The sequence below is a fragment of the Marinomonas posidonica genome (assembly GCF_043643765.1).
GTDB lineage: Bacteria > Pseudomonadota > Gammaproteobacteria > Pseudomonadales > Marinomonadaceae > Marinomonas > Marinomonas posidonica_A.
The window spans coordinates 1-22,313 of sequence record NZ_JBHZSP010000001.1 but is presented as its reverse complement, the minus strand read 5'-3'; the positions used below and the strand labels follow the sequence as shown (position 1 = coordinate 22,313).

Below are 22,313 nucleotides of genomic sequence, written 5' to 3'. Positions count from 1 at the left end.
TTCGTTAGTATGTCGGACAAAATTTTAACCATCTCAGTTTTGTTAAAATTAGGAATGGCGGCTAAAAGTCATCTTCGATCCAATGGGCATAACGCCTGAAATGTTAGGGGAATTACATGTCGAAACAAACCATCTACTACACGTTGACCGATGAAGCACCAGCATTAGCAACATCGTCTTTGCTGCCAATTTTTGGCACTTTCGCAAAAGAAGCAGACATCGAGCTAGAATTAACCGATATCTCTTTAGCAAGCCGTATCATCGCTTCTTTTTCTGACACGTTACCGGCTGACAAACAAGCTCCAGATGGCCTTAAGTTTTTAGGTGAACTAACAGCCTCTCCAGAAGCGAACATCGTGAAGTTGCCTAACATCAGTGCTTCTCTGCCTCAGCTAAACGCGGCAATTAAAGAGTTAAACGCGCAAGGTTACGACCTTCCTGAATACCCAGAAAACCCAACCACTGACGCTGAAAAAGACGCACAAGCACGTTACGCAAAAGTACTTGGTAGTGCCGTTAACCCAGTCCTTCGTCAAGGTAACTCAGACCGTCGTGCACCTGCCGCTGTAAAAGGTTTTGCTCGAAAAAACCCTCATTCAATGGGCAAATGGAAAAAAACCTCTACCTCTCACGCTGATTATATGCGTGGCGGCGACTTCTTCTCTTCTGAACAATCCATCACCATGGAAAAAGACCAAACAGTTCGCATCGAATTCGTTGGTCAAGACGGTTCCGTTGAAGTGAAGAAAACTCTGCCTTTGATTGCTGGCGAAGTCCTAGACAGCATGAACATGAGCAGCAAGAAACTACGCGCTTTCTTTGAAGACACTCTACAAGATGCCAAAGAAAACGACATCATGTGGTCTCTTCACGTAAAAGCGACCATGATGAAGGTGTCTCACCCAATCGTATTTGGCCATGCTGTAACGGTTTTCTACAAAGACGTATTTGAAAAATACGGTGAACTTTTCAAAGAAATCGGTGTTAACCCAAATAACGGTCTAGGCAGTGTTTACGACAAAATCAAAACACTTCCAGAAGCACAACAAGAAGAAATCAAACAAGCGATCCAAGACGTCTACAACTCACGTCCAGAGCTTGCAATGGTGGATTCAGATAAAGGCATTACCAACCTTCACGTACCAAGTGACGTCATCGTCGATGCTTCTATGCCTGCGATGATCCGTAACTCTGGTAAAATGTGGGGCCGTGACGGCAAAGCTCACGACGCGAAAGCAGTCATGCCAGAAAGTACTTACGCGCGCATTTACCAAGAAGTGATTAACTTCTGTAAGACCAACGGTGCATTTGATCCAGTCACCATGGGGACTGTGCCAAACGTTGGTTTGATGGCGCAAAAAGCAGAAGAATACGGTTCACACGATAAGACATTTGAATTGCCAGCAAACGGCACCATGCGCGTTGTTGATGAGCAAGGCAATGTGTTGATGCAACATGACGTTGAACAAGGTGATATTTGGCGTGCTTGTCAAACCAAAGACGCTCCAATCCGTGACTGGGTGAAATTAGGTGTGACGCGTGCCCGTCAATCAAATACACCAGCCGTCTTCTGGCTAGAAGAAGAACGCGCTCACGATGCACAATTACGTAAAAAAGTTGAGACATACCTGCAAGAACACGATCTTGAAGGTCTAGACATTCGCATCATGCCTTACAACGAAGCAATCCGTTTCTCTATGGAACGCATTGTACGAGGCCTAGATACCATTTCTGTCACCGGTAACGTATTGCGTGATTACCTAACTGATTTGTTCCCAATCATGGAATTGGGTACCTCTGCGAAAATGTTGTCTATCGTACCAATGCTAAATGGCGGCGGCATGTATGAAACAGGCGCGGGTGGTTCGGCACCAAAACACGTTCAACAATTAATGGAAGAAAACCACTTACGTTGGGATTCTCTAGGTGAATTTTTGGCGGTCGCTGTTTCATTTGAAGAGCTTGGTATCAAGCACAACAATGAAAAAGCAAAAATCTTGGCTAGCTGCCTAGACAAAGCAACCGGTAAATTGCTAGACACTAACAAGTCACCTTCTCGTAAAACAGGCGAAATCGACAACCGTGGTAGCCACTTCTATCTGGCCATGTACTGGGCACAAGAATTGGCAGCACAAACAGACGATGCTGCTTTGGCTGCGAAATTCGCTTCATTAGCAAAACAGCTAACAGACAATGAAGCGAAAATTGTTGCGGAATTGGCGGAAGTACAAGGTAAACCAGCGAACTTGTCTGGTTACTACCACATGAACTTAGACGAAGTTGCTAAGATCATGCGTCCGAGTGCAACCTTCAATCAAGTGTTGGCGTCACTATAAGTTTTCGCTAACCGCGTAATACCAAGCCCTGCATTGTCGAAATGACAATACAGGGCTTTTTTTATGCCTAACCTCACCTCATATCCCTGTATTACCATCTTGCTTTTGCCTATAATAGCCGCTCCCTGAAAACCATGTTCGAGGCGTTATCTCAATGGAATTAACTAGCTTAAATGCGATTTCCCCTATCGACGGTCGTTACGGATCGAAAACCAACGTACTGCGTCGCTCAGTCAGCGAGTACGGTTTACTGCGTATGCGAGTCATTGTTGAAGTTCGCTGGCTACAAGCTCTTGCCAAACACCCACAAATTATTGAAGTACCAGCACTGAGTGATGAAGCAAGCACCTTGCTAGATCAATTGGCTGACAACTTCAGCGAAGCAGACGCTCAAGCAATCAAAGACATTGAGAAAACCACGAACCACGATGTCAAAGCGGTTGAATACTTCATCAAAAACAAAATGGCTGACAACAGTGAACTAGCGGCCATTTCTGAATTTGTTCACTTTGCTTGTACCTCAGAAGACATCAATAACTTGTCTCATGCCTTGATGTTGCGTGAAGCTTTGGAGGAAGGCATTACTCCAGAACTGAAAAACGTCATCACAGCCATTGAAAACTTGGCGATTGAGCACGCAGAACAACCTATGTTGTCTCGTACTCATGGACAAACCGCTTCGCCTTCCACAGTAGGTAAAGAAATGGCCAACGTGGCGGCACGTCTAAGCCGTCAGTTGAAACAAATCGAGCAAGTGGAATTTTTAGGTAAAATCAATGGTGCAGTTGGTAACTACAACGCCCACCTTTCAGCTTACCCTGACGTAGATTGGCAAGCGCATGCAGAAGCCTTTGTGACCTCTTTGGGATTGTCTTGGAACCCTTACACAACTCAGATCGAACCACATGATTACATCGCCGAGCTGTACGATGCTATTAGCCGTTTCAATACCATCTTGATCGACTTTGATCGCGATGTTTGGGGTTATATTTCCATGGGGTTCTTCAAGCAAAAAACCATTGCAGGTGAAATTGGCTCTTCAACCATGCCACACAAAGTTAACCCAATTGACTTCGAAAACTCAGAAGGCAACTTGGGCATTGCCAATGCCATCTTGAATCATTTGAGCGCTAAACTGCCAATTTCTCGTTGGCAACGCGACCTAACCGACTCGACAGTATTGCGTAATCTTGGCGTCGGTTTAGCACACAGCTTAATCGCTTACCAAGCGACGTTAAAAGGCATTAGCAAGCTAGAAATCAATGCGCCTCGCCTAGAGCAAGACCTAGATGCCGCATGGGAAGTATTGGCCGAGCCAATCCAAACAGTGATGCGCCGTTACGGTATCGAGTCACCTTATGAAAAACTAAAAGAGCTGACTCGTGGCCGTACAATTGACCAAGCTACAATCGAAGCGTTCGTTGATACTCTGGCACTTCCAGAACAAGCAAAAAGTGAACTCAAAGCACTTACACCAAGTACTTACATTGGTAATGCTGTCGCTCAAGCCAAAGCTATTCGCGGCTAGGGAAATGACGTTGAGTTAAGAGAAAAAGGGCCGATTTATCGGCTCTTTTTTGTCTCTAATAATAGATTATTATTCATTCTAATGAGCAACAATATGATTGACCTTCATTCTCCATTGTCTATTTTGGGTGGCATGACAGCGCACACTTTTATCACCGAATATTGGCAGAAAAGACCTCTGCTGATTCGTGCTGGTCTCGCAGATTTCACGCCACCACTGGACGCCAATGAACTGGCTGGCATGGCCATGGAAGAAGAAGTGGAGTCACGTATTGTCATTGAGCATGGTGATCGCCCCTGGGCATTACAGCAAGGCCCATTTGATGAAGAACACTTTACTCAGTTACCGGAGAAAGAATGGACTTTACTGGTGCAAGCGGTTGACCATTGGGTGCCAGAGATCCAAGCTCTAAAAGAGCAATTCCAGTTTTTACCGAGCTGGCGATTAGACGATGTCATGGTCAGCTACGCCACTGAAGGCGGTAGCGTTGGACCACATTACGATCAATACGATGTCTTTCTTGTACAAGTAGCCGGTAAACGCCGCTGGCAAGTTTTAGGGCCTGACAGTTATCAAGACTCAGCTTTGGCCAATATTGACTTACACATCTTAGACAACTTTCAAGCTGATCCTGAGATGGATTGGACATTAGAGGCTGGCGACATTTTGTATTTGCCGCCCAACTTTGCCCATAATGGTCGAGCACTTGATGATGACTGCATGACCTACTCCATTGGTTTTAGAGCACCTAGCCTTCAAGAAGCTCTAACGGGCGTACGCGATAAACTCTGCGAAAGCATCAATGAGAAAAACCGTTTTGCCGCTCCTGAACCAGAGCAAAGAGAACACAGTGCGGAAATTCATCATGACGATATTCTCTACTTACAGAATGAGTTAAGCCGCTTATTACAACAACCCGATCTCTTGGCTGAATGGCTCGGCGACACCATGAGCGAAAGCAAATACCCTGAATATTTATCTCCATTGAATCAAGTCGAACAAGACCAAGCCTTCTTTTCCGCCAAACAAGGAAAGACCTTTATCCGCCCTGGCGATGCTCGTATTTGCTATTATCGACAAGCCAATACGACTGATGGCATTAAGGTGTTTTGCAATGGCGAACACATCATGGTGGATCAAACATTAACCACGTTTGTTCAAGCGATTTGCGATCAGAGCGAATTTGATTTTTCTGGGTTAGACTTATCTCAACATGAGGATCTAGAACCTCTTGTTCGTTTCCTAATTGGTCAGCAAGGACTGATTGAACTTACCGAACCCGAACCTGAAGAGGACGAGGAATGAACATCCTAACGTCTGATTGGAACAGCAGCAAAGAACAACTAAAGTTCGTTCGCACCCAAGTTTTTATCATCGAGCAAGGTATAGACCCGATTGATGAATGGGATGATGAAGATCAACACGCTGTACACTTTGTCTCTTTTGGCACTACTGCTGTGCCGACTGGTACCTGCCGCTTAACAGAAAAAGGCCAAATTGGTCGGCTGGCCGTGTTACCTGCTTATCGACATCAAGGCTATGGTGAACGTCTACTACGAAAAGCGGTTCAAGTGGCAAGAGAAATGGGAATTCAAACTGTATTTTTAAATGCACAAGTAGAAGTACAAAGCTTTTATGAAAAGCAAAGCTTTCGCTCAGACGGCAAAGTCTTTTTAGAAGCAGGAAAACTTCACGTGCGTATGGAAAGAAGCATATAAGGCCTATTCATAGGCTTAAAATAATCTATCCTCTATAAAATATGAGCAAAAAAAAGCGAGCCACTTGGGCTCGCTTTCATACAACCAATCTAACGACTAAACAATCGCGATCAATTCAACATCAAACTGAAGAACAGAATGAGGTTTGATCATAGCGCCAGCACCTTGTGCGCCGTAAGCCAATTCAGCTGGGATAGTAAGACGGTATTTAGCACCTTCTTTCATCAACTGTAGACCTTCAGTCCAACCGGCAATCACGCCAGTTAGCGGGAACTCAATCGGCTCACCACGAGCAATAGAGCTATCAAAAACTTGGCCATCAGTTAATCGACCTTCGTAATGAACGCGAACCGTCGCATCACCACTTGGCACGTTACCCGTACCTTCTTCAAGTACTTCGTACTGTAAACCTGATTCAGTTACCTGAATACCTTCTTTCGCTTTGTTTTCTGCTAGGAAAGCGTCACCCGCTGCAATGTTTTCTTCAGAAGCAGCACGGCTTTTCTCTTCCATTTTTTGTTGAAGTTCAGCAAATGCCGCTTCCAACTCAGCACCAGGAACACGCATTTCAGCATTGTTCAAAGCGTCTTCAATCGCAGCGAACAAATGCGTTAAAGATAACTCACCTAGATCACTACCACGTAGCTGATCACCGATTTGACGACCAATGCCGTATGCAATTTTTGCTTCATTTGAGTCGAACGACAGTTCTGACATGTTTACACTCTCTTTTTATCGCTTAAAAAATTAGGCCGCCATCATAACATAGCCAAACCGCTTGGAACATGGCACGCCCCTCTCTGTCAGCAGTTGAAAATAGTTATCAGAGAGATAGCTTTTTTAAATGATATTGATTATCATTAATCAACTATAAACAGATACAGAAGGAGAATGTCATGAAGACGAAAGCCTTTGTTCCAGCAACCAAACTCAATAAACGCGATAGCAAAGCGACTGATTACTGGAGCATGTTGTTTATCAGCTTTATTTTTATCTCATCAATCAGCTGTTTTCTGTTTGCCAATCACGTCAATAAACCCAATACCTCCAGCGCTTCGAGCACATCACTCAAAATCAGTACACAAATAATTGATGCAGATCAGCAAAGAAAAAGCTAAAGAGACTAAGCTAAAAGGATCCGATCAAGGAACATAACAAGAGGGCCTTAATATGTTACCGAAAATCAACACGCTACTTTACGCTTGCGATCTAGAAAACCAAACCCAGTCAGCAATTGAACTGGTTTTCAGTTTAGCGCTAACGCATCAGGCTAAAATCGTTTTGATGCACGTTATGGAGCCACTCAATCCCCAAGCTGCAAGTATGATTCATAACTACATCAGTGACGATGTCTTAGAAACCATGCGCAATGAAGCCAATAGTCACGTGCAACAACGCATGAATACACTATTAAAAGAATTCATAGAACGCCATCAAGATGAGCTGAGCGAACTCACCATAGAACCAGAGACCCTAATTACTAGCGGCTTACCAGCCGAAGCTATTCAGCAAGCCGCCCAGCAACAGGGAGCAGATTTAATCATCATGAACAGTCGTACTCACAGTACCATTGGGCAAATGGTGTTAGGCTCAACCGCTAACAAAGTCGTTCACTCCAGCGACATTCCTGTCATGGTTGTGCCAATAAAATAGCCAGATAGGCTGGTCTTAATTTCGACTCTTAGTTACACTTACTGTATATATAAACAGTAAGTGTAACTATGATTCTTTATATTGCCGAAAAACCCAGCTTGGCACGAGCCATTGCCGCTGCCCTACCAGGTCCACAAAAAAAACAGGAAGGCTGTATTTGGTTGCCAAATGGCGACTGCATTAGTTGGTGCATTGGCCACTTATTAGAGCAGGCCGAACCTCACGTCTATAACCCCGCCTTTAAAGCATGGCAACTTGATCACTTGCCCATCATACCGAATGATTGGCAATGGCAAGAAAAAACCAATACCAAAAAACAACTCAGTATTTTAAAGAAACTAATTAAACAAGCTACACAGCTGGTCCACGCTGGTGACCCTGACCGCGAAGGTCAACTGCTGGTCGACGAAGTCTTGCATTACACCAAGGTGCCCGCTCAGAAACTACAACAAACTCAACGAGTACTCATCAGCGACTTAACTCCAGCAGCGGTCAAAAAATCCTTACAGCAACTTAAATCCAATGCTGAATTCGCCGCCCTATCACGTTCTGCCTTAGCCAGAGCGAGAGCCGATTGGCTATTTGGCCTAAACCTAACACGCGCTTACACCATTAGAGGTCGTCAAGCAGGCTACCAAGGCGTTTTATCCGTAGGTCGAGTGCAAACACCAGTACTCGGTCTAGTTGTGGCAAGAGATACGGAAAGAGAAAATTTTGTCGCTAAAAACTATTATCAAGTTTGGGCACAAATCACCACCCCGGAAGATCAGCACTTTCAAGCCAAATGGCTACCAAGTGAGGCTTGTCACCCCTACATGGATGAAGAAGGCCGAGTACTTCATCGAGCCCTTGCAGAGAATGTTGCCTCACGAATCGCCAACCAACCTGCCGTTGTAACACAAGCAGATTACAAGCAAAAAAAGCAGCCACCGCCTTTACCTTATAATTTATCCTCATTGCAGATTGATGCTGCGAAAATTTTTGCCATGTCGGCACAGCAAGTATTAGACACCTGCCAAGCTTTGTATGAACGCCACCAGATCATTACTTATCCTAGGTCTGATTGTCGCTATTTACCGACCTTGCAACATAAAGACGCCAAAGCCATTATTGATGCTCTTAGTAAAGGTTCAGAAGCACTCGCTAACAGCGCGGAGAATGCCAACGCTAAACTTAAAAGCAAAGCGTGGAATGATAAACAAGTCACCGCCCATCACGCTATCATTCCAACATCACAAGCACATAAAGCCGCTTCACTTAACAAAAACGAAAGCCAAATATTTGGCTTGATTGCACGTCAATATCTGATGCAGTTTTATCCAGACTATCAGTATCTTTCCACGCTTATTCAGCTCGATATCGCGGGAGGGAAATTTGAAGCAAAAGGCAGTACACCAGTATCGTTAGGTTGGCGCTCACTTCTTCCTACTAAGAAAAAAACCGATCAAGAAGAAGATCAAGAACAACTGCCCAATGTAAAAAAAGAGGATTCCCTTTGGTGCAATCAAGGCATCATTAAAGATAAAGTGACCACGCCACCTGCTGCCTTCACGGACGCGACTCTGCTAGCGGCCATGACCGGAATCAGTCGCTTTGTTTCCGATAAAAACATCAAAGCCATCTTAAAAGAAACGGACGGCCTCGGCACAGATGCAACGCGAGCAGGTATTATTGAAATTTTATTTAAGCGAGGTTTTTTAATCAGACAAGGTAAACAAATTCATGCGAGTCAAACTGGCCGAGCGTTTGCAGACACTTTACCTTCTGAATTAGTCACACCGGATATGACAGCACAGTGGGAAGCTCAATTAAATGCCATGAGCTTAGGAGAGAGTCGCTATCAAGACTTTATGGCTGGACTCACCGATAACCTAACAAAACTCTTAACTCAATCTAGAAGTATCTCAACAGTGTCGTTACAACACTTGCCCGCACCAAAGAAAAAAGTGTTTAAAAAGCGCTCTGCCACTAGAAAGAGAACCCCGAAAAGCAAAGCCAAAAAGCCAGCTTAGCGACTCACCTTTAACCCGCTGCCAACCAAACGCCAACACCAATCATTAAAGTGCCTGCAATGCGATTCATGATGCGTACATTGCCGCTTTTCATGAGTAAGGATTTCAATGTTCGGCCGCCAGCCGCATATATGAGCAAACAGCTAAACTCTAATGTCAAAATGATAGTAATCAACACAACCAATTGGCTCGCTAATGGCTGATCAGCCACTAAGAAAGGCGGCAACAAGGCCACAAAAAAAGCCCAACCTTTAGGGTTAGCAATCGCGGTAACAAACCCTTGAGACATTAACTCTTTACGTGATGCTGGGGTACTGTCGTCATTTGTTTTGATGGCCATCTTTCCCTTAGACAGCCACATTTGAACACCAATAAAGGCCAAATAAGCACCACCTAAGTATTTTAGTACCATGAACACGCTTGGGTAATTCAGCAATAATGCTGCCACGCCAATGGCCGATAAGGTCGCTACAGTTGCAACGCCGACTAACTCACCGACCATCATCCATAATGCGCGCTTAATACCAACCGTCATGCCCAGAGTCATGGCTAACGTCATGCACATACCTGGTGTCACAGAAACAAAAAAAAATGTCGGGACAAAAGCAGAAAGTAAAGCCAGATTCACTGAGCAGATCCTTTTAAAATAAAAACAAAGCGAGAGTGGAGAATTCACTCTAGGATAGGGGATACGAACTTAAAAAGAAATGCCTCAAAAACGTTTTTTCTCTTGAAAAGTAGAACCTTCGATAAACTTATTCCATTCATCATCAAGCTCTTCTTCCTCTTCACTGTCCATGCTCTTGGTTAGCTCTTCTTCCGCCTTTTGTAGCGCTAAATCTTCTTCAATTTCTTGTAATATATCCTGGTATTTTTGGATAATAGGTTGAGCTTCCACCTCTTCTTGAATAGGGTTCAACTGCACCAAAGCTTCCTTATAAAGATCAATCGCACTTTCCATTTGCCCACTTAGGAATGCTCGTCGTGCCAAATAGGCATGGTAATCCGCATTGACCTTATAATGATAGAAATCCATTAATTTTTTATAACGATGAGCTACATCGGATCCGACAATTTTATCTTTTTGCGCTTGTATTAAAAAAGATTTAAACGACTCAAAAAGACGCTTCACTTCGATGATTTTTAATTCATCGTTCATGGGTTGAGCACGACGTTTTTGCTTGCTTTCTTGAAACTCTGACAGCTCTTCCGCCAAATGGTTTCGACGACGACTTAGACTCGCATCAGGTTGTAAGGAGAGTAGTTGATCATAAATGGCCAGCATTCGAGTAAACAACCATATTCGCATGTCTTTTGGTTGATATTGAGGCGGCATTTCATCCAAATAACGACGTACTTGACGCAATTGGTTGTTCAAGGAAGCTATTTTACGAAGCTTTTCCAAACGAGCCTGCTCTTTTAATTGCAGCACGATGGCAAAAGCAATAAAGCCTCCGATCACTAACAACAGCACGGTAATGGTAACAGCACTCATATAATACGTCGTTTACTAGGTTAATATTCAGTCGATGATTAGTCGATTCAAACTAAACACCCACTATTTAAAGATAATACTATTCTTGATTTTCTTCTTTTTTATCTAATAACGCTTCTTCGACATCCAATATCATATTTTGCAAACGCGAAGATTCCTTTCGCGCCAAACCGAGTGTACTGTGTTTATCCATCACCGTTAAAGCCAAACGATACTTTTCCAGCGCTCGGCTTCTTCGTTCATGCTCTAAATCTTGTTTCGCCTGACTCACCAAGTGATCTCGATAGGCCAAGGAATAAGTAAAACGAACTAAACCAATATGATGACGTATCATTACTCGGCTCATACTATTCCCATCCAACAAGCTGCGAAGCTCTTTAAGGATAAATTGCAACGCTCCCTGAGTTTGCTCAAACTCTACTTGGCTGTTTACTCTGCGTTTCTCTGATACGTTTTTACCAGACGCAATTTCAGAGTATAACTTGGTCAAATTATATTGCTCATAAGTAAATTCCGTATTAATGCCCGCACGCTTTAACTGTTGAATGACGGATAACAGATACTCAATTAAAAAAAGCTTCGTCTCTTTTAAGAAATATCGATCAGACAACATGCTAAACGCATGCAGCATTTTCTCTCCGCGGCTTGATAATCGTTCTAATAAACGTTTTCTCAGTTCATCTTGTTTCTGTTTCCAGCGTACAAAGAAAAACAAGCCACTTACAGCAATCGTAACAAGAATGGCAATAAAACCTAACAAGCGTAATTCCCTTAACTAAGACATTCCAGTGGGCCAAAACAAATCTGTGCATTAAAACTTTACATTTATATACCACAGACAGAGCCATTAAAACAGAAAAAGACCAGAATACTGGTCTTTTTATCGCCAACTTTGCTCGTTAAAACAAAATTTAAAGGTCTATTTTGACAAACTTATGAGTGGGTAACTGAGAAGCCCAACAGCATGTAAAAAATTAGACCTGCTAAGGTTGCCGAAGCTGGAACTGTAATCACCCAAGCCGCTGCAATCTTTAGTAGTGCGGAACGCTTAACCAACTCTTTCTTGGTCGCTTTCTTCAAACCTTTACGTTCAGAAGAACTAATTGGCGATGACGCTTTAGCTGCTTTTAGCTCACGCAAAATGGCACGTTTTTCAATCACATCCGCCACTTCGAAGCGCTCAACAAAAGCTTGCGTTTGTTCAGCATCATGACCGGCAGACTCTGAATGAGAAATAATAGCTGCCAGTTTTTTGTTGTAAGACAACTTCAAGTATTCGCGCAAAAAGCCCACGCCAAAGATGCCACCAACAGCGATGTGTGTTGAACTCACAGGCAAACCTAATTGAGAGGCAATGATGACAGTAATGGCAGCTGCCATCGCCACACAGAAAGCACGCATTTTATCCAGCTCTGTAATTTCTGACCCCACTGTGCGAATCAGTTTTGGTCCAAATAAAGCCAAACCAAAAGCAATACCAACACCACCAATTAGCATTACCCAAATCGGGATCGCTGCTTTGCCAGACACAGTGCCTGAGATCAAAGCATCATTAATCGCCGCCAACGGCCCAATCGCGTTTGCCACATCATTGGCACCGTGAGCAAAACTCAACAGAGCAGCCGAAACAATCAAAGGAATGGTAAACAAGCTATTCACTGAGTCTTTGTCGTTTTTCAAACTTGACGCTGCTTTATCTACAATTGGACGAACAATAAAATAAACTGTTAAAGCAATAGCTAAACCAATCAGACCTGCAGAAATAATGTCTAATTTCCAGATTTTCTTAAGGCCTTTGAGGATTAAGTAAGTCGAAAATGCCCATACCATGATGCCAACAAGTAGCGGAACCGTCTTCTTTGCCGCTTCAATCATATCGCTCTTGTAGGTAACAGCACGCTTAATATAAATCAAGAACACCGCCGCAATCACACCACCAAATACAGGTGAAATTACCCAGCTTGCAGCAATCGCAACCATTTTATCCCAGTTAGCGATGTCCCAACCGCCAGCCGCAATACCTGCACCAAGCACACCACCGACAATAGAGTGAGTCGTTGATACTGGTGCACCAAGGTAGGTGGCAAGGTTTAACCAAATTGCTCCCGCCAATAATGCCGCCATCATTACCCAGATAAAGGTTTCTGCATCGGCAATCGCATTCGGATTAATAATGCCCTTTTTGATCGTACCAACCACAGTACCACCAGCGATAAGCGCACCAGCCGCTTCAAAAATTGCCGCGATCAAGATCGCCCCTGTCATCGACAAGGCTTTTGAACCAACCGCTGGACCTACGTTATTGGCCACATCATTAGCACCAATATTAACTGCCATATAAGCACCAATCGCCGCAGCAATGGCTAAGATGGACAGATTAGAGGCGGCAACACCATTCACTGAAGCATAAAAGCCACAAGCAAGAATAAAGGCAAGTGCAACCAAAACTCGGATAAAATCATTACCGGCTAGTAAACCGGACGTTTTTTTGGAATTATTTGTAAGATCCATGAGGCTCTACTATCTATAATTAATTTCTACCAAATCTTTGAAATATGAGTTTTCTCAATTCAAACGAATGCTTATCCCAGCATTACGACGTAATTTGGTGCTTAAATCATCCCGTCACATTTCTGTAAAATTCAATGCGGCGTCATTCTACACTGAGCATTAATAGATAAAAACCCCAGTCAAGACAGAAAGACAGCGACATTATTTACAGGTAAAAAAAAGTGCCCTGAAAGGCACTGGAAATCAATATACTACAGTTATATGACAGTTTTATTACTTGTCATATTTTTGCCACAAAAATGTCATCAACATTCAATCACATTCACTGCAAGACCGCCTCTAGAGGTTTCCTTGTATTTGTCATTCATATCCTTACCCGTTTCTCTCATGGTACGAATCACCTTATCCAAAGAGACATAATGCGAGCCATCTCCTCTCAACGCCATAGTCGCAGAGTTAATTGCCTTCATCGCAGCCATGGCATTTCGTTCAATACAAGGCACCTGAACTAGGCCACCAATTGGGTCACAGGTTAGCCCCAAATTGTGCTCCATACCGATCTCAGCCGCATTTTCAATTTGCTCTGGTGATCCACCTGTTGCCGCCGCCAATCCAGCCGCCGCCATCGCACAGGCCGAACCCACTTCACCTTGGCAACCGACTTCTGCCCCCGAAATAGACGCATTTTCTTTAAATAACAAACCAATCGCAGCAGCGGTTAACAAAAACTCAATTACACCTTCTTCACTGGAACGTGGGCAAAACTCCCAATAATAATGTAGAACCGCAGGAATGATGCCAGCTGCACCATTGGTTGGTGCCGTCACAACTCGACCTCCCGCTGCATTTTCTTCATTTACCGCTAAAGCGTATAAGTTCACCCAGTCCATTGCACCCAAAGAGGGGGTAATCATATCCATGCGTGTTTTGCTCGACAGATCTCGATACAAACTGGCGGCACGCCGTTTAACCTTTAAACCACCAGGTAAAATGCCTTCATTTTGAATGCCCTTCTGCACACATTCCTTCATCACCGACCAGATCGACAAAATACCTTGCTTCACTTCGTCTTCCGTTCGCCATGCCAGCTCATTTTCCAACATGATGTCAGCAATGGACTTACCAGTTTCTCGACACAAGGCCACTAGGGTTTCAGCATCATGGAAAACATGAGGCAGCTCTGTGGTATCCTCAACCAAAGACACCTTGCCTTGCTCATCCTCTTCGACAATAAACCCACCTCCGACAGAGTAAAAAGTCGCTCGATGCAGGTTTTTGCCGTTTTCATCAAACGCTTCTAATACCATGCCATTGGCATGAAACTCTAAACGATCAATGCGATGGTATGTCAAATCTTGTGACACATTTAGAGCAACACTGTGTTCCTTTAAAACACGAACCATAGAAGCAGACTCAATCTGTGCTACTCGTGCAGACACACTGCTCGGATCAATGCTTTCTGGAAGCTCTCCTTCCAACCCCATTAGTACAGCAACACCCGTTCCATGACCCTTGCCTGTTGCGCCAAGAGAACCATATAAATCCACTTTTAAATGCGCGACTCTGCCTAAAAGGCCATGCTCTTGTAACTGATGAGAAAATTGATTCGCTGCAACCATAGGGCCGACAGTATGCGAACTGGAAGGACCAATTCCTACTTTAAAAAGATCGAATAAACTGATTGCCATAGTAAGTCCTCGCCATTTAGCGACCTAATCTGTGATGAACAGACAAAATGAATACGCTGAAATTATCATTTATGAAAGATAGTTTCCAATAGGAAACAAGAAAAGTATTCGATGATAGGCAAATAAATGACGCGACAAGACCAAAAAACTCGGTCAAACAACACAAAAAAGCCAGAGCTTATGCTCTGGCTTGAGATACTAAATGTACCGTTCGCTGCTTATTAGAAGAAACCAAGCGGATTGACATCGTAACTAATCAACATGTTTTTCGTTTGTTGATAATGCTCTAATGCCACTTTATGGGTTTCACGACCAACCCCAGATTTTTTATAACCACCAAATGCAGAATGAGCTGGATATTGGTGATAACAGTTCATCCACACTCGACCTGCTTCTAGGTTTCTTCCCATGCGATAGGCCAAGTTAGTATCACGCGTCCATACTCCAGCGCCTAAACCAAACTCACTGTCATTCGCAATCGCCAAGGCTTCGGCTTCATCTTTGAACGTCGTCACACTGACCACAGGACCAAAGATTTCCTCTTGGAAAATACGCATTTCATTCGACCCTTTGAACAAGGTAGGTTGCACATAGAAGCCATTATCCAAGCCATCGATATTCTCTACATCCCCCCCAATCAGTAATTCAGCGCCTTCTTTTTTACCGATATCAATGTAACTTAAAATTTTATCAAACTGCTCTTTCGACGCTTGCGCCCCCACTTGCACATCAGTATCAAGCGGATTACCACGTTTAATGGTTTTGGTTCTTTCGACCACCAGCTTCATAAAGTCATCATAAATGGACTCATGAATCAGAGCACGTGAAGGGCAAGTACATACCTCACCTTGGTTAAAGAAAGCCAATACTAAGCCTTCCACACATTTACTAATGTAAGACTCTTCTTGTTTCATGATGTCACCAAAATAAATATTGGGTGACTTACCACCTAGCTCGACGGTAGAAGGAATAATGTTTTCAGCAGCACATTTCAAAATGTGAGAACCAACAGGCGTAGAACCAGTAAAGGCAATTTTGGCAATACGTTTGCTCGTTGCTAAAGCTTGACCGGCTTCTTTACCAAAACCGTTGACTATGTTTAAAACGCCTGCAGGCAATAAATCTTGAATCACCTTAACCAGCTCCAAAATAGACGCTGGCGTTTGTTCTGCAGGTTTCAATACCACACAGTTACCCGCCGCCAAGGCTGGTGCAAGTTTCCACGCGGCCATCAAGATCGGAAAATTCCAAGGAATAATTTGTCCTACCACACCAAGAGGTTCATGAAAATGGTAGGCCACAGTATGTTCATCTAGTTCTGCGGTGCTGCCTTCTTGAGCACGTAAACAACCTGCAAAATAACGGAAATGATCGGCTGCTAGAGGAATATCTGCATTCAGTGTTTCGCGCACCGCTTTACCGTTATCCCAAGTTTCAGCGACGGCCAATGCTTCTAGATTTGCTTCGATTCGATCGGCAATTTTGAGCAGAATATTGGAGCGAGTGGTGACAGAAGCTTTACCCCATTCAACTCGTGCTGCATGAGCGGCATCAAGTGCTAAATTAATGTCTTCTTCAGTAGAGCGCGGAATACGACAAAATACCTGACCATCGACAGGACTTGTGTTATCGAAATACTGGCCTTTTACGGGCGCAACCCATTCACCACCAATAAAGTTACCATAATCACTTTCAAAAGAAATTAAGCTACCACTGGTACCAGGTTTAGAATAAATCATACTTTCTATCTCCGTTATCGTTTCTGTTTTTGTTGTTTTTGACTAACAACTAACTGTAGAAACAAACTGAGGAGAAAACTTGCCTGCCAGTCCATGATATTTGTCTGGTGATCCAAATTTTAGGATTGACCCCTAGCTCAGCTCGGGCGATGATGAACAACAGAAAGCGCAACACGCCAACATAACAAGTTTAACAAGAGGTGTGATTATGAGTGTTTCAACCTTATCTACAAAAGCCATTTTGGCGCGAAAACGTTCGCCAGTTCAACTGGTTGAGAATCGAGTCTGTTTTGCTGGCCCTCATTCAGAATTGAGTATCTACGATACTTATGAGCAGGCCAATCGAGTCAGCTTGAAAGCCGATAGCTTACTCTATTGCGGTATGGTGACGGGCGCGAAAGTCATGCATACCAAAGACCAAAACAACATCCCTTTTCTACCACATGAATCTTTTATTCTCGCACCAGATGAAGAAGTCTTTATTGATTTCCCAGAAGCAGAACTGACTAAGCCTACGACCTGCCTAACCATCGCAATTTCAAACGAAAAAGTGGCACAAATATGCGATCGGATGAATGATGTGATGCACGCGTCATTGCCTTCCAGTCAACCGATTGATCCCAACCAGCATCTACATACCATACACACCCAAGCCACTCAGCAAGTGCTAGACCGCCTCGCGAGTGACTATGTGCAAAATGACCCTGATCGAGATTTACTGGTGGACTTTGGTGTGAGTGAACTCATTACTCGAATCTTACGCCACCATGGTCGCGAAGCATTACTGCAATTTACAAAAAATGCCCCTGATACTAATGGCATCACCCATGTGATTCATTGGATCGAAAACAATTTATCACTGCCTCTGGATACCTGCCAACTGGCTAAAATGGCGTGCATGAGTCGCAGTCGTTTTTACGACTGTTTTAAACGCCAACTTGGTTGTACGCCATTAGAATATCAGCACCAAAGAAGAATGAGCAAAGCCTACCAACGACTAAAAGAAAACGGTTCTGTCACCCAAGTCAGCTATGAATTAGGGTATTTGAGCCTAAGCCATTTCAGTCGGCGCTTTCACCAACATTTTGGTGTCACACCACGTCAAGTGGCTCAGGCTAAATTGATTAATTAGTTTTAAAAGCCGTACCAAACTTGGCTTTGCAGTAGGCAAATACCACACACAAGAAAAGCAGCCCGATGATAAGTGCAATAAAAGGCACCCATTGTTCCAGTTGATACAGCGACGCCATAATGACGGGGCCAAGGGCAGCTCCCAACCCTTGCATTGACGCATTCATACTGGCCAAACGACTTTGTTGATCGTCTTTCACAAGTAAGGTTTGTGCGGTCACAATACCGGGAAAAAGAAAGCCAAAGCCGGCACCGAAAAGAGCCATGGCAACAAATACACCGACCATCGAATGCCAGAAAATAAAGGCTAATTGAGCGGATACACCCAATATCACGCCAGCTGAGATCAATGTGACCACACCGAGCCGGAAACGCGGAACTAGAATCATCTGCACCAAGATACTAAAACAAGACATGGTCATCATCACAAAACCCAACTGATGTGTGGTTTCTGCAACGTCTAACTGGAAACGGTCTTGAATTAGAAAGCTCATAATCTGTTGAATGCCAGTTACCGACAAAATCGCCAGAGTCGACATTCCCAGAAACGGCATGACAGGCTGCTTCAGCCAATTAATTCTGGGCGGTTTTTGAAACTGACGCACATGTTTACCATCTTTCACAAAGCAAGCCACTAAAATCGCCGCGCAACCTGCAAGACAGGCAATAATGTAAAAAGGCACCGTCAAACCTAGGTTACTTAACAAAGAAGCAAATGCAGGCCCTAAAATCATACCAATACTAAAAGCCGCGCCAATCATGGCAATCGTGGCACTGCGGTGCTTAATGTCCGTATGAGCAATCAGAAACGTTTGGATAGAAGGTAAAATGCCCGCAATCCCCATGGAAAAGATGATCCGCAAGGTAAACACAAAGACATAGGTTTGCTCGGCAGAAAGGTGTCCCGCTAGTGCTTCTTGTAACACAAACCCAGTCGCTGAAATGGTCACTGCGTAACTACTCATACCAAAGATAACTGAGCGCACCCGACCAATACGATTAATAATACTGCCCCAGAAAAAAGCCGCTATCACAAACGTCGCCGCCCCTGCGGTGATCAAGGTACTGATGCGAACGTCTGCCAAGCCGATTTCACGACCAATCGGTGGCAAGGAAGTAAATACAAATGACTGCCCAATGCCCACTGCCGCCAAACAAATCAGCAATAACCAACGGGATACAGACTCATGCATTGAGGTATAGGTTTCTGAATTGATCAAGATCTGTCCTTATAAAGTTATAAAACCATAAGCCAGAGTGGCTTATTCAATAGGGTAAAGGGGAAGTGCCTATTGTTTTATCTTGTTAAAAAGCAAGCCATCCAAGCTTGCTTATATCCACTCGACATTATTCCTGATTCATCGAACAAAAAGGCAGTTATCAGGAAAAAGATTATAAAATTCACAATTCTTAAACTTTTTCTGAAGACCCAATCCCCTTTATTCAACCTCAAAGCAGGATAGAATATAAATTCAGTAACCTAATGAGTATGCCAACTTGAGCCAAGACTTACCCTCCCTCTTCAAACACAGAAACTTTTTACACTACTGGATCGGCCAAATAGCGTCCTCCTTTGCCTTTCAAATGCTCAGCGTTGGCGTTGGTTGGCAGATGTATGATTTAACAGGCAGTCCTTTAGCTCTTGGGCTTGTGGGGTTATGTCAATTTTTACCGCAACTTGTATTAACCTTATTGGTCGGCCATGTGGCTGATCGCTACAATCGCCGTCTAATTTGCGTGTTTACACGCCTAACCATGGCCTGCACTGTCGCAATTTTGGTCTATGGCAATTTTACCGATACCGTATCCGCTAATATGATTTATGCCTGTGCCGCCTTACTTGGTACAGCAAGGGCCTTTGAATTACCTGCCAATCAGGCCATTCTGCCGAACCTAGTTCCCAGTGAACAACTTTCCAGAGCGGTCAGTGCGATGGCATCTGCTCGCGAGATATCTGTCATTGCTGGTCCCGCTCTCGGTGGTGTCATTTACTTATTAGGGCCAACAACCTTGTTCGGCACCAGCATGAGCTGTTTTCTTATTTCCTGTGTCATCTTGTCCTTCTTGCGCTACAACTTTACCGTTAAACATAAAACGCCCGTTAGCTTAGAACACTTACTCGGCGGTTTGATGTTTATCAAAGGTAATAAGGTCATTCTGGGCTCCGTCTCATTGGACATGTTTGCCGTATTATTAGGCGGCGCGACCGCACTGTTACCGATTGTTGCCAAAGACATACTAGAAACCGGGCCATGGGGACTTGGTCTACTGCGTTGCTCGCCCGCACTAGGTGCCTTGCTCATGTCTATTTACTTGGCTAGACATCCGTTAACTCAAAGTGTTGGCAAAATTATGTTTGCTGCCGTCGGCGTATTTGGGGTGGCGACCATTCTGTTTGGCTTATCAGATCAACTCATCCTTTCCATGTTCGCACTGGTATTATTGGGTGCTTCCGATATGATCAGCGTGGTGATTCGTTCAACGCTGGTGCAATTAGAAACACCAGATGAAATGAGGGGACGAGTCAGTGCCGCCAATTCTATATTCATTGGCAGCTCTAACCAACTTGGTGAATTTGAATCTGGCGTCACCGCCGCGTGGTTTGGTGTCGTTCCGGCCATTATTGTGGGTGGTGTCGGCACACTTGCCGTGGTTGGTATCTGGATGTATTTGTTCCCCACACTCGTGCAAAGAAATACATTGGAAGAAGAAAGAAAATAAAACGTTTTTCAGGCAGAATATCAAGCGAAAGAACGTCAGTTTGCTCGCTTGATAATGACCATAAATAGGATCAGTAATGCCGCGGCATAAACGAAAAAACTTAAGCTGACAAACATCAAACCAAACTGCTCACCCATTAAACCACTTAGAAATGGCAAGGTCATAGCGCCTGTTACAGCGGCACTCATTTGAAACCCAATCGCATAAGTAGCCATTTTTTTTCCAACACGATTGGCGGTTTGAGAAATCATACAAGGGAAAATTGGCGCTGCACAAAAGCCCATTAATGCCAAACCAAAATAGCTAAAATAAGCATGCAGACTACTGGTAAACGACAAAGCGCCTAACACCAAGCCAAACAAACATAAGCCCAATAATCGATCGACTGAAAACCTCTCCACCAGAAAACCAAAGATGGCTCGTCCAAAAGCTAACGCTCCCCAGTACACGGCCACCCAAGTGCCGGCACTGGCAATGGAAATACCTCTAGTCTCCGTCATAAGCGTAAATGCCCACTGTCCAACTCCGACTTCAACACCAGTATAGAGTAAAAAAAAGGCGATTTGGAAACGGACAACGGGATGTTTTAGAGCTTGCCATTGGGTAATGTTTAGATCGTCTTCTTTCACCTCTTCAATCGAGGTTTTCGGTGCATGTTGGTGGCTTCGCCATAAATGACGGCTGAAGAAAAAGACCAATGCCATTAACAACAGAATGCTGCCAATCACCGCATAAGCCAATCGCCAATGCTGCGAAAAATGCAGCAATACACTGGTGACAATAATAGGGCCAGCTGTTGCACCAACCCCAAACGCTGCATGTAACCAGTTCATGTGCTTAGTGGAAAAGTGCTCTGCGGCATAAGCATTGAGGCCCGCATCAATCGCTCCAGACCCTAAACCAATGACCATGGCATACAAAACAAAAATCGTGAAATTGGTACTTAGGTAGAAGCCAAATAAGCCAAAACTTACTAAGCCACTGCTCAGCACAAGCAGCCAGCCTACCCCCAATCTGGACAATAGCCAGCCCACTGAAAAGCTCGAGATTAAATAGCCAATCCCTCCGCCAGCAATCACCACCCCCAACCATCCTGTTGGAACATGAAACGCTGCCCTGACAAAGGGCCAGTTAATACCGTGTGCCGCATCTGGCAAACCGAGACTAATAAAGCCCAAATAAGCAATCAGTAACAAAATGCCAGAAGTTCGCATGAATACATCCTTTTAAAAGCAAGTAATTGTATTTTCTGACAGTTTAAAGCATTAATCTGCGATTAAAATCTTTAAGATTACTTAAACCACTTACGTTTTTCTTTTTCAATTGGCTTCCACTTCCAGCTTGGTGGTTCGCCCTTTAAATAACATATCAAGAGCAAAACGAACGTGTCACACACGACCCAAAAAGCCCACGCCATTAAGGCTTCTTTGGGATCAACGAGAATGGAAATCAGACACAAAACAAACAAGTACAATGACAAGACCAACCAGCCTTGCCAAGTAGTCGGCTTTCCCCAACCCAATCCATTCTCTTTGGCTGGGAACCACGTCTCTTTATTTTTCATGTGAAAAGCCTTTCATATTAGATCGATAGAAAAGCAACACTTTGCCTGAATTTCAGGCATAAAAAAAGAGCTCAATTTTGAACTGACCCCATAAAGTTGGACTCTGTTCTAAGCGGCTTTCAAGGCCTGATTTCGATACGCTATCGGACTCAGGCCTTTTAGTTTCTGCTTAATTCGATCGTTGTTGTAATACTCGATGTATTCCTTGATTGCTTCA

20 protein-coding genes are annotated in these 22,313 nt (G+C 43.9%); 9 read left to right on the top strand and 11 right to left on the bottom strand.

Translation table 11 applies throughout. The annotated features are described in order from the left end of the window. The first annotated feature begins 116 nt into the window (after positions 1-116). From ACHUFM_RS00100 to ACHUFM_RS00085, 4 genes are all read left to right on the top strand, one after another. Positions 117-2,336, top strand: coding sequence for an NADP-dependent isocitrate dehydrogenase (locus ACHUFM_RS00100; protein WP_394178373.1), 2,220 nt, complete (start codon positions 117-119; stop codon positions 2,334-2,336). Between the two features lie 154 nt (positions 2,337-2,490). Continuing rightward, the gene (gene purB / locus ACHUFM_RS00095; RefSeq protein WP_394178371.1) at positions 2,491-3,864 is read left to right on the top strand and encodes an adenylosuccinate lyase; all 1,374 of its coding nucleotides are present in this window, start codon (positions 2,491-2,493) and stop codon (positions 3,862-3,864) included. Positions 3,865-3,957: 93 nt separating this feature from the next. Next, positions 3,958-5,169, top strand: a complete 1,212-nt coding sequence (locus tag ACHUFM_RS00090; protein ID WP_394178369.1) for a ribosomal protein uL16 3-hydroxylase — start codon at positions 3,958-3,960, stop codon at positions 5,167-5,169. Continuing rightward, complete coding sequence (locus ACHUFM_RS00085) at positions 5,166-5,582, top strand: GNAT family N-acetyltransferase (protein ID WP_394178367.1); 417 nt, start codon at positions 5,166-5,168, stop codon at positions 5,580-5,582. The genes ACHUFM_RS00090 and ACHUFM_RS00085 overlap by 4 nt, the downstream gene beginning before the upstream one ends. Before the next feature lie 96 nt (positions 5,583-5,678). Here ACHUFM_RS00085 and ACHUFM_RS00080 read toward each other — a convergent pair whose 3' ends face one another. After that, the gene (locus ACHUFM_RS00080; RefSeq protein WP_394178365.1) at positions 5,679-6,299 is read right to left on the bottom strand and encodes an FKBP-type peptidyl-prolyl cis-trans isomerase; all 621 of its coding nucleotides are present in this window, start codon (positions 6,297-6,299) and stop codon (positions 5,679-5,681) included. A gap of 179 nt (positions 6,300-6,478) precedes the next feature. Between ACHUFM_RS00080 and ACHUFM_RS00075 the strand changes: the two genes are divergently transcribed. From ACHUFM_RS00075 to ACHUFM_RS00065, 3 genes are all read left to right on the top strand, one after another. Beyond that, positions 6,479-6,700, top strand: a complete 222-nt coding sequence (locus ACHUFM_RS00075) for a hypothetical protein (RefSeq protein WP_113874320.1) — start codon at positions 6,479-6,481, stop codon at positions 6,698-6,700. Between the two features lie 52 nt (positions 6,701-6,752). Next, complete coding sequence (locus tag ACHUFM_RS00070) at positions 6,753-7,235, top strand: universal stress protein (protein ID WP_394178363.1); 483 nt, start codon at positions 6,753-6,755, stop codon at positions 7,233-7,235. A gap of 68 nt (positions 7,236-7,303) precedes the next feature. Beyond that, a complete protein-coding gene (locus ACHUFM_RS00065; protein ID WP_394178361.1) occupies positions 7,304-9,247 on the top strand; it encodes a DNA topoisomerase III in 1,944 nt (647 codons plus the stop codon). Between the two features lie 10 nt (positions 9,248-9,257). Here the strand turns inward: ACHUFM_RS00065 and ACHUFM_RS00060 are convergent, their stop codons facing one another. From ACHUFM_RS00060 to exaC, 6 genes are all read right to left on the bottom strand, one after another. Next, entirely contained in the window at positions 9,258-9,875 is a 618-nt protein-coding gene (locus ACHUFM_RS00060; protein ID WP_394178359.1) for a LysE family translocator, read from the bottom strand. 84 nt (positions 9,876-9,959) lie between these two features. After that, the gene (locus ACHUFM_RS00055) at positions 9,960-10,742 is read right to left on the bottom strand and encodes a hypothetical protein (RefSeq protein WP_394178357.1); all 783 of its coding nucleotides are present in this window, start codon (positions 10,740-10,742) and stop codon (positions 9,960-9,962) included. A gap of 79 nt (positions 10,743-10,821) precedes the next feature. Continuing rightward, entirely contained in the window at positions 10,822-11,502 is a 681-nt protein-coding gene (locus ACHUFM_RS00050; protein ID WP_394178355.1) for a hypothetical protein, read from the bottom strand. Between the two features lie 173 nt (positions 11,503-11,675). Beyond that, complete coding sequence (locus ACHUFM_RS00045; RefSeq protein WP_113874315.1) at positions 11,676-13,253, bottom strand: inorganic phosphate transporter; 1,578 nt, start codon at positions 13,251-13,253, stop codon at positions 11,676-11,678. 305 nt (positions 13,254-13,558) lie between these two features. Continuing rightward, positions 13,559-14,941, bottom strand: a complete 1,383-nt coding sequence (locus ACHUFM_RS00040) for an L-serine ammonia-lyase (protein WP_394178352.1) — start codon at positions 14,939-14,941, stop codon at positions 13,559-13,561. A gap of 221 nt (positions 14,942-15,162) precedes the next feature. Then, positions 15,163-16,680, bottom strand: a complete 1,518-nt coding sequence (gene exaC / locus ACHUFM_RS00035; RefSeq protein ID WP_394178350.1) for an acetaldehyde dehydrogenase ExaC — start codon at positions 16,678-16,680, stop codon at positions 15,163-15,165. A 208-nt stretch (positions 16,681-16,888) separates the two neighbouring features. On the opposite strand from exaC, the gene ACHUFM_RS00030 reads away from it, so the two are divergent. Further along, on the top strand, positions 16,889-17,812 hold the full coding sequence (locus ACHUFM_RS00030; protein WP_394178348.1) for a helix-turn-helix domain-containing protein: 924 nt from the start codon (positions 16,889-16,891) through the stop codon (positions 17,810-17,812). Here ACHUFM_RS00030 and ACHUFM_RS00025 read toward each other — a convergent pair. Next, positions 17,805-19,031: an MFS transporter gene (locus tag ACHUFM_RS00025; RefSeq protein ID WP_394178346.1), complete on the bottom strand. Its 1,227-nt coding sequence runs from the start codon at positions 19,029-19,031 to the stop codon at positions 17,805-17,807. The genes ACHUFM_RS00030 and ACHUFM_RS00025 overlap by 8 nt on opposite strands. Before the next feature lie 277 nt (positions 19,032-19,308). Here ACHUFM_RS00025 and ACHUFM_RS00020 point away from each other — a divergent pair, with 277 nt between their 5' ends. After that, the gene (locus ACHUFM_RS00020; RefSeq protein ID WP_394178344.1) at positions 19,309-20,532 is read left to right on the top strand and encodes an MFS transporter; all 1,224 of its coding nucleotides are present in this window, start codon (positions 19,309-19,311) and stop codon (positions 20,530-20,532) included. Between the two features lie 35 nt (positions 20,533-20,567). Here ACHUFM_RS00020 and ACHUFM_RS00015 read toward each other — a convergent pair whose 3' ends face one another. The 3 genes from ACHUFM_RS00015 to ACHUFM_RS00005 form a co-directional block, all read right to left on the bottom strand. Further along, the gene (locus ACHUFM_RS00015) at positions 20,568-21,746 is read right to left on the bottom strand and encodes an MFS transporter (protein WP_394178342.1); all 1,179 of its coding nucleotides are present in this window, start codon (positions 21,744-21,746) and stop codon (positions 20,568-20,570) included. Positions 21,747-21,823: 77 nt separating this feature from the next. Further along, positions 21,824-22,096 carry a hypothetical protein gene (locus ACHUFM_RS00010; protein WP_394178340.1) on the bottom strand — a complete coding sequence of 91 codons (273 nt, stop codon included), beginning with the start codon at positions 22,094-22,096 and terminating at the stop codon, positions 21,824-21,826. Positions 22,097-22,204: 108 nt separating this feature from the next. Then, the coding region (locus ACHUFM_RS00005; protein ID WP_394179054.1) for an IS3 family transposase at positions 22,205-22,313 on the bottom strand (109 nt) is incomplete at its 5' end.

What these genes read in the sequence shown, in the direction of transcription:
- ACHUFM_RS00065 (WP_394178361.1), top strand. Translation starts at nt 7,304, where the DNA reads ATGATTCTTTATATTGCCGAAAAACCCAGCTTGGCACGAGCCATTGCC.
- ACHUFM_RS00040 (WP_394178352.1), bottom strand. Translation starts at nt 14,941, where the DNA reads ATGGCAATCAGTTTATTCGATCTTTTTAAAGTAGGAATTGGTCCTTCC.
- ACHUFM_RS00080 (WP_394178365.1), bottom strand. Translation starts at nt 6,299, where the DNA reads ATGTCAGAACTGTCGTTCGACTCAAATGAAGCAAAAATTGCATACGGC.
- ACHUFM_RS00045 (WP_113874315.1), bottom strand. Translation starts at nt 13,253, where the DNA reads ATGGATCTTACAAATAATTCCAAAAAAACGTCCGGTTTACTAGCCGGT.
- ACHUFM_RS00010 (WP_394178340.1), bottom strand. Translation starts at nt 22,096, where the DNA reads ATGAAAAATAAAGAGACGTGGTTCCCAGCCAAAGAGAATGGATTGGGT.
- ACHUFM_RS00075 (WP_113874320.1), top strand. Translation starts at nt 6,479, where the DNA reads ATGAAGACGAAAGCCTTTGTTCCAGCAACCAAACTCAATAAACGCGAT.
- ACHUFM_RS00090 (WP_394178369.1), top strand. Translation starts at nt 3,958, where the DNA reads ATGATTGACCTTCATTCTCCATTGTCTATTTTGGGTGGCATGACAGCG.
- ACHUFM_RS00100 (WP_394178373.1), top strand. Translation starts at nt 117, where the DNA reads ATGTCGAAACAAACCATCTACTACACGTTGACCGATGAAGCACCAGCA.
- purB (WP_394178371.1), top strand. Translation starts at nt 2,491, where the DNA reads ATGGAATTAACTAGCTTAAATGCGATTTCCCCTATCGACGGTCGTTAC.
- ACHUFM_RS00070 (WP_394178363.1), top strand. Translation starts at nt 6,753, where the DNA reads ATGTTACCGAAAATCAACACGCTACTTTACGCTTGCGATCTAGAAAAC.
- ACHUFM_RS00030 (WP_394178348.1), top strand. Translation starts at nt 16,889, where the DNA reads ATGAGTGTTTCAACCTTATCTACAAAAGCCATTTTGGCGCGAAAACGT.
- exaC (WP_394178350.1), bottom strand. Translation starts at nt 16,680, where the DNA reads ATGATTTATTCTAAACCTGGTACCAGTGGTAGCTTAATTTCTTTTGAA.
- ACHUFM_RS00015 (WP_394178342.1), bottom strand. Translation starts at nt 21,746, where the DNA reads ATGCGAACTTCTGGCATTTTGTTACTGATTGCTTATTTGGGCTTTATT.
- ACHUFM_RS00085 (WP_394178367.1), top strand. Translation starts at nt 5,166, where the DNA reads ATGAACATCCTAACGTCTGATTGGAACAGCAGCAAAGAACAACTAAAG.
- ACHUFM_RS00055 (WP_394178357.1), bottom strand. Translation starts at nt 10,742, where the DNA reads ATGAGTGCTGTTACCATTACCGTGCTGTTGTTAGTGATCGGAGGCTTT.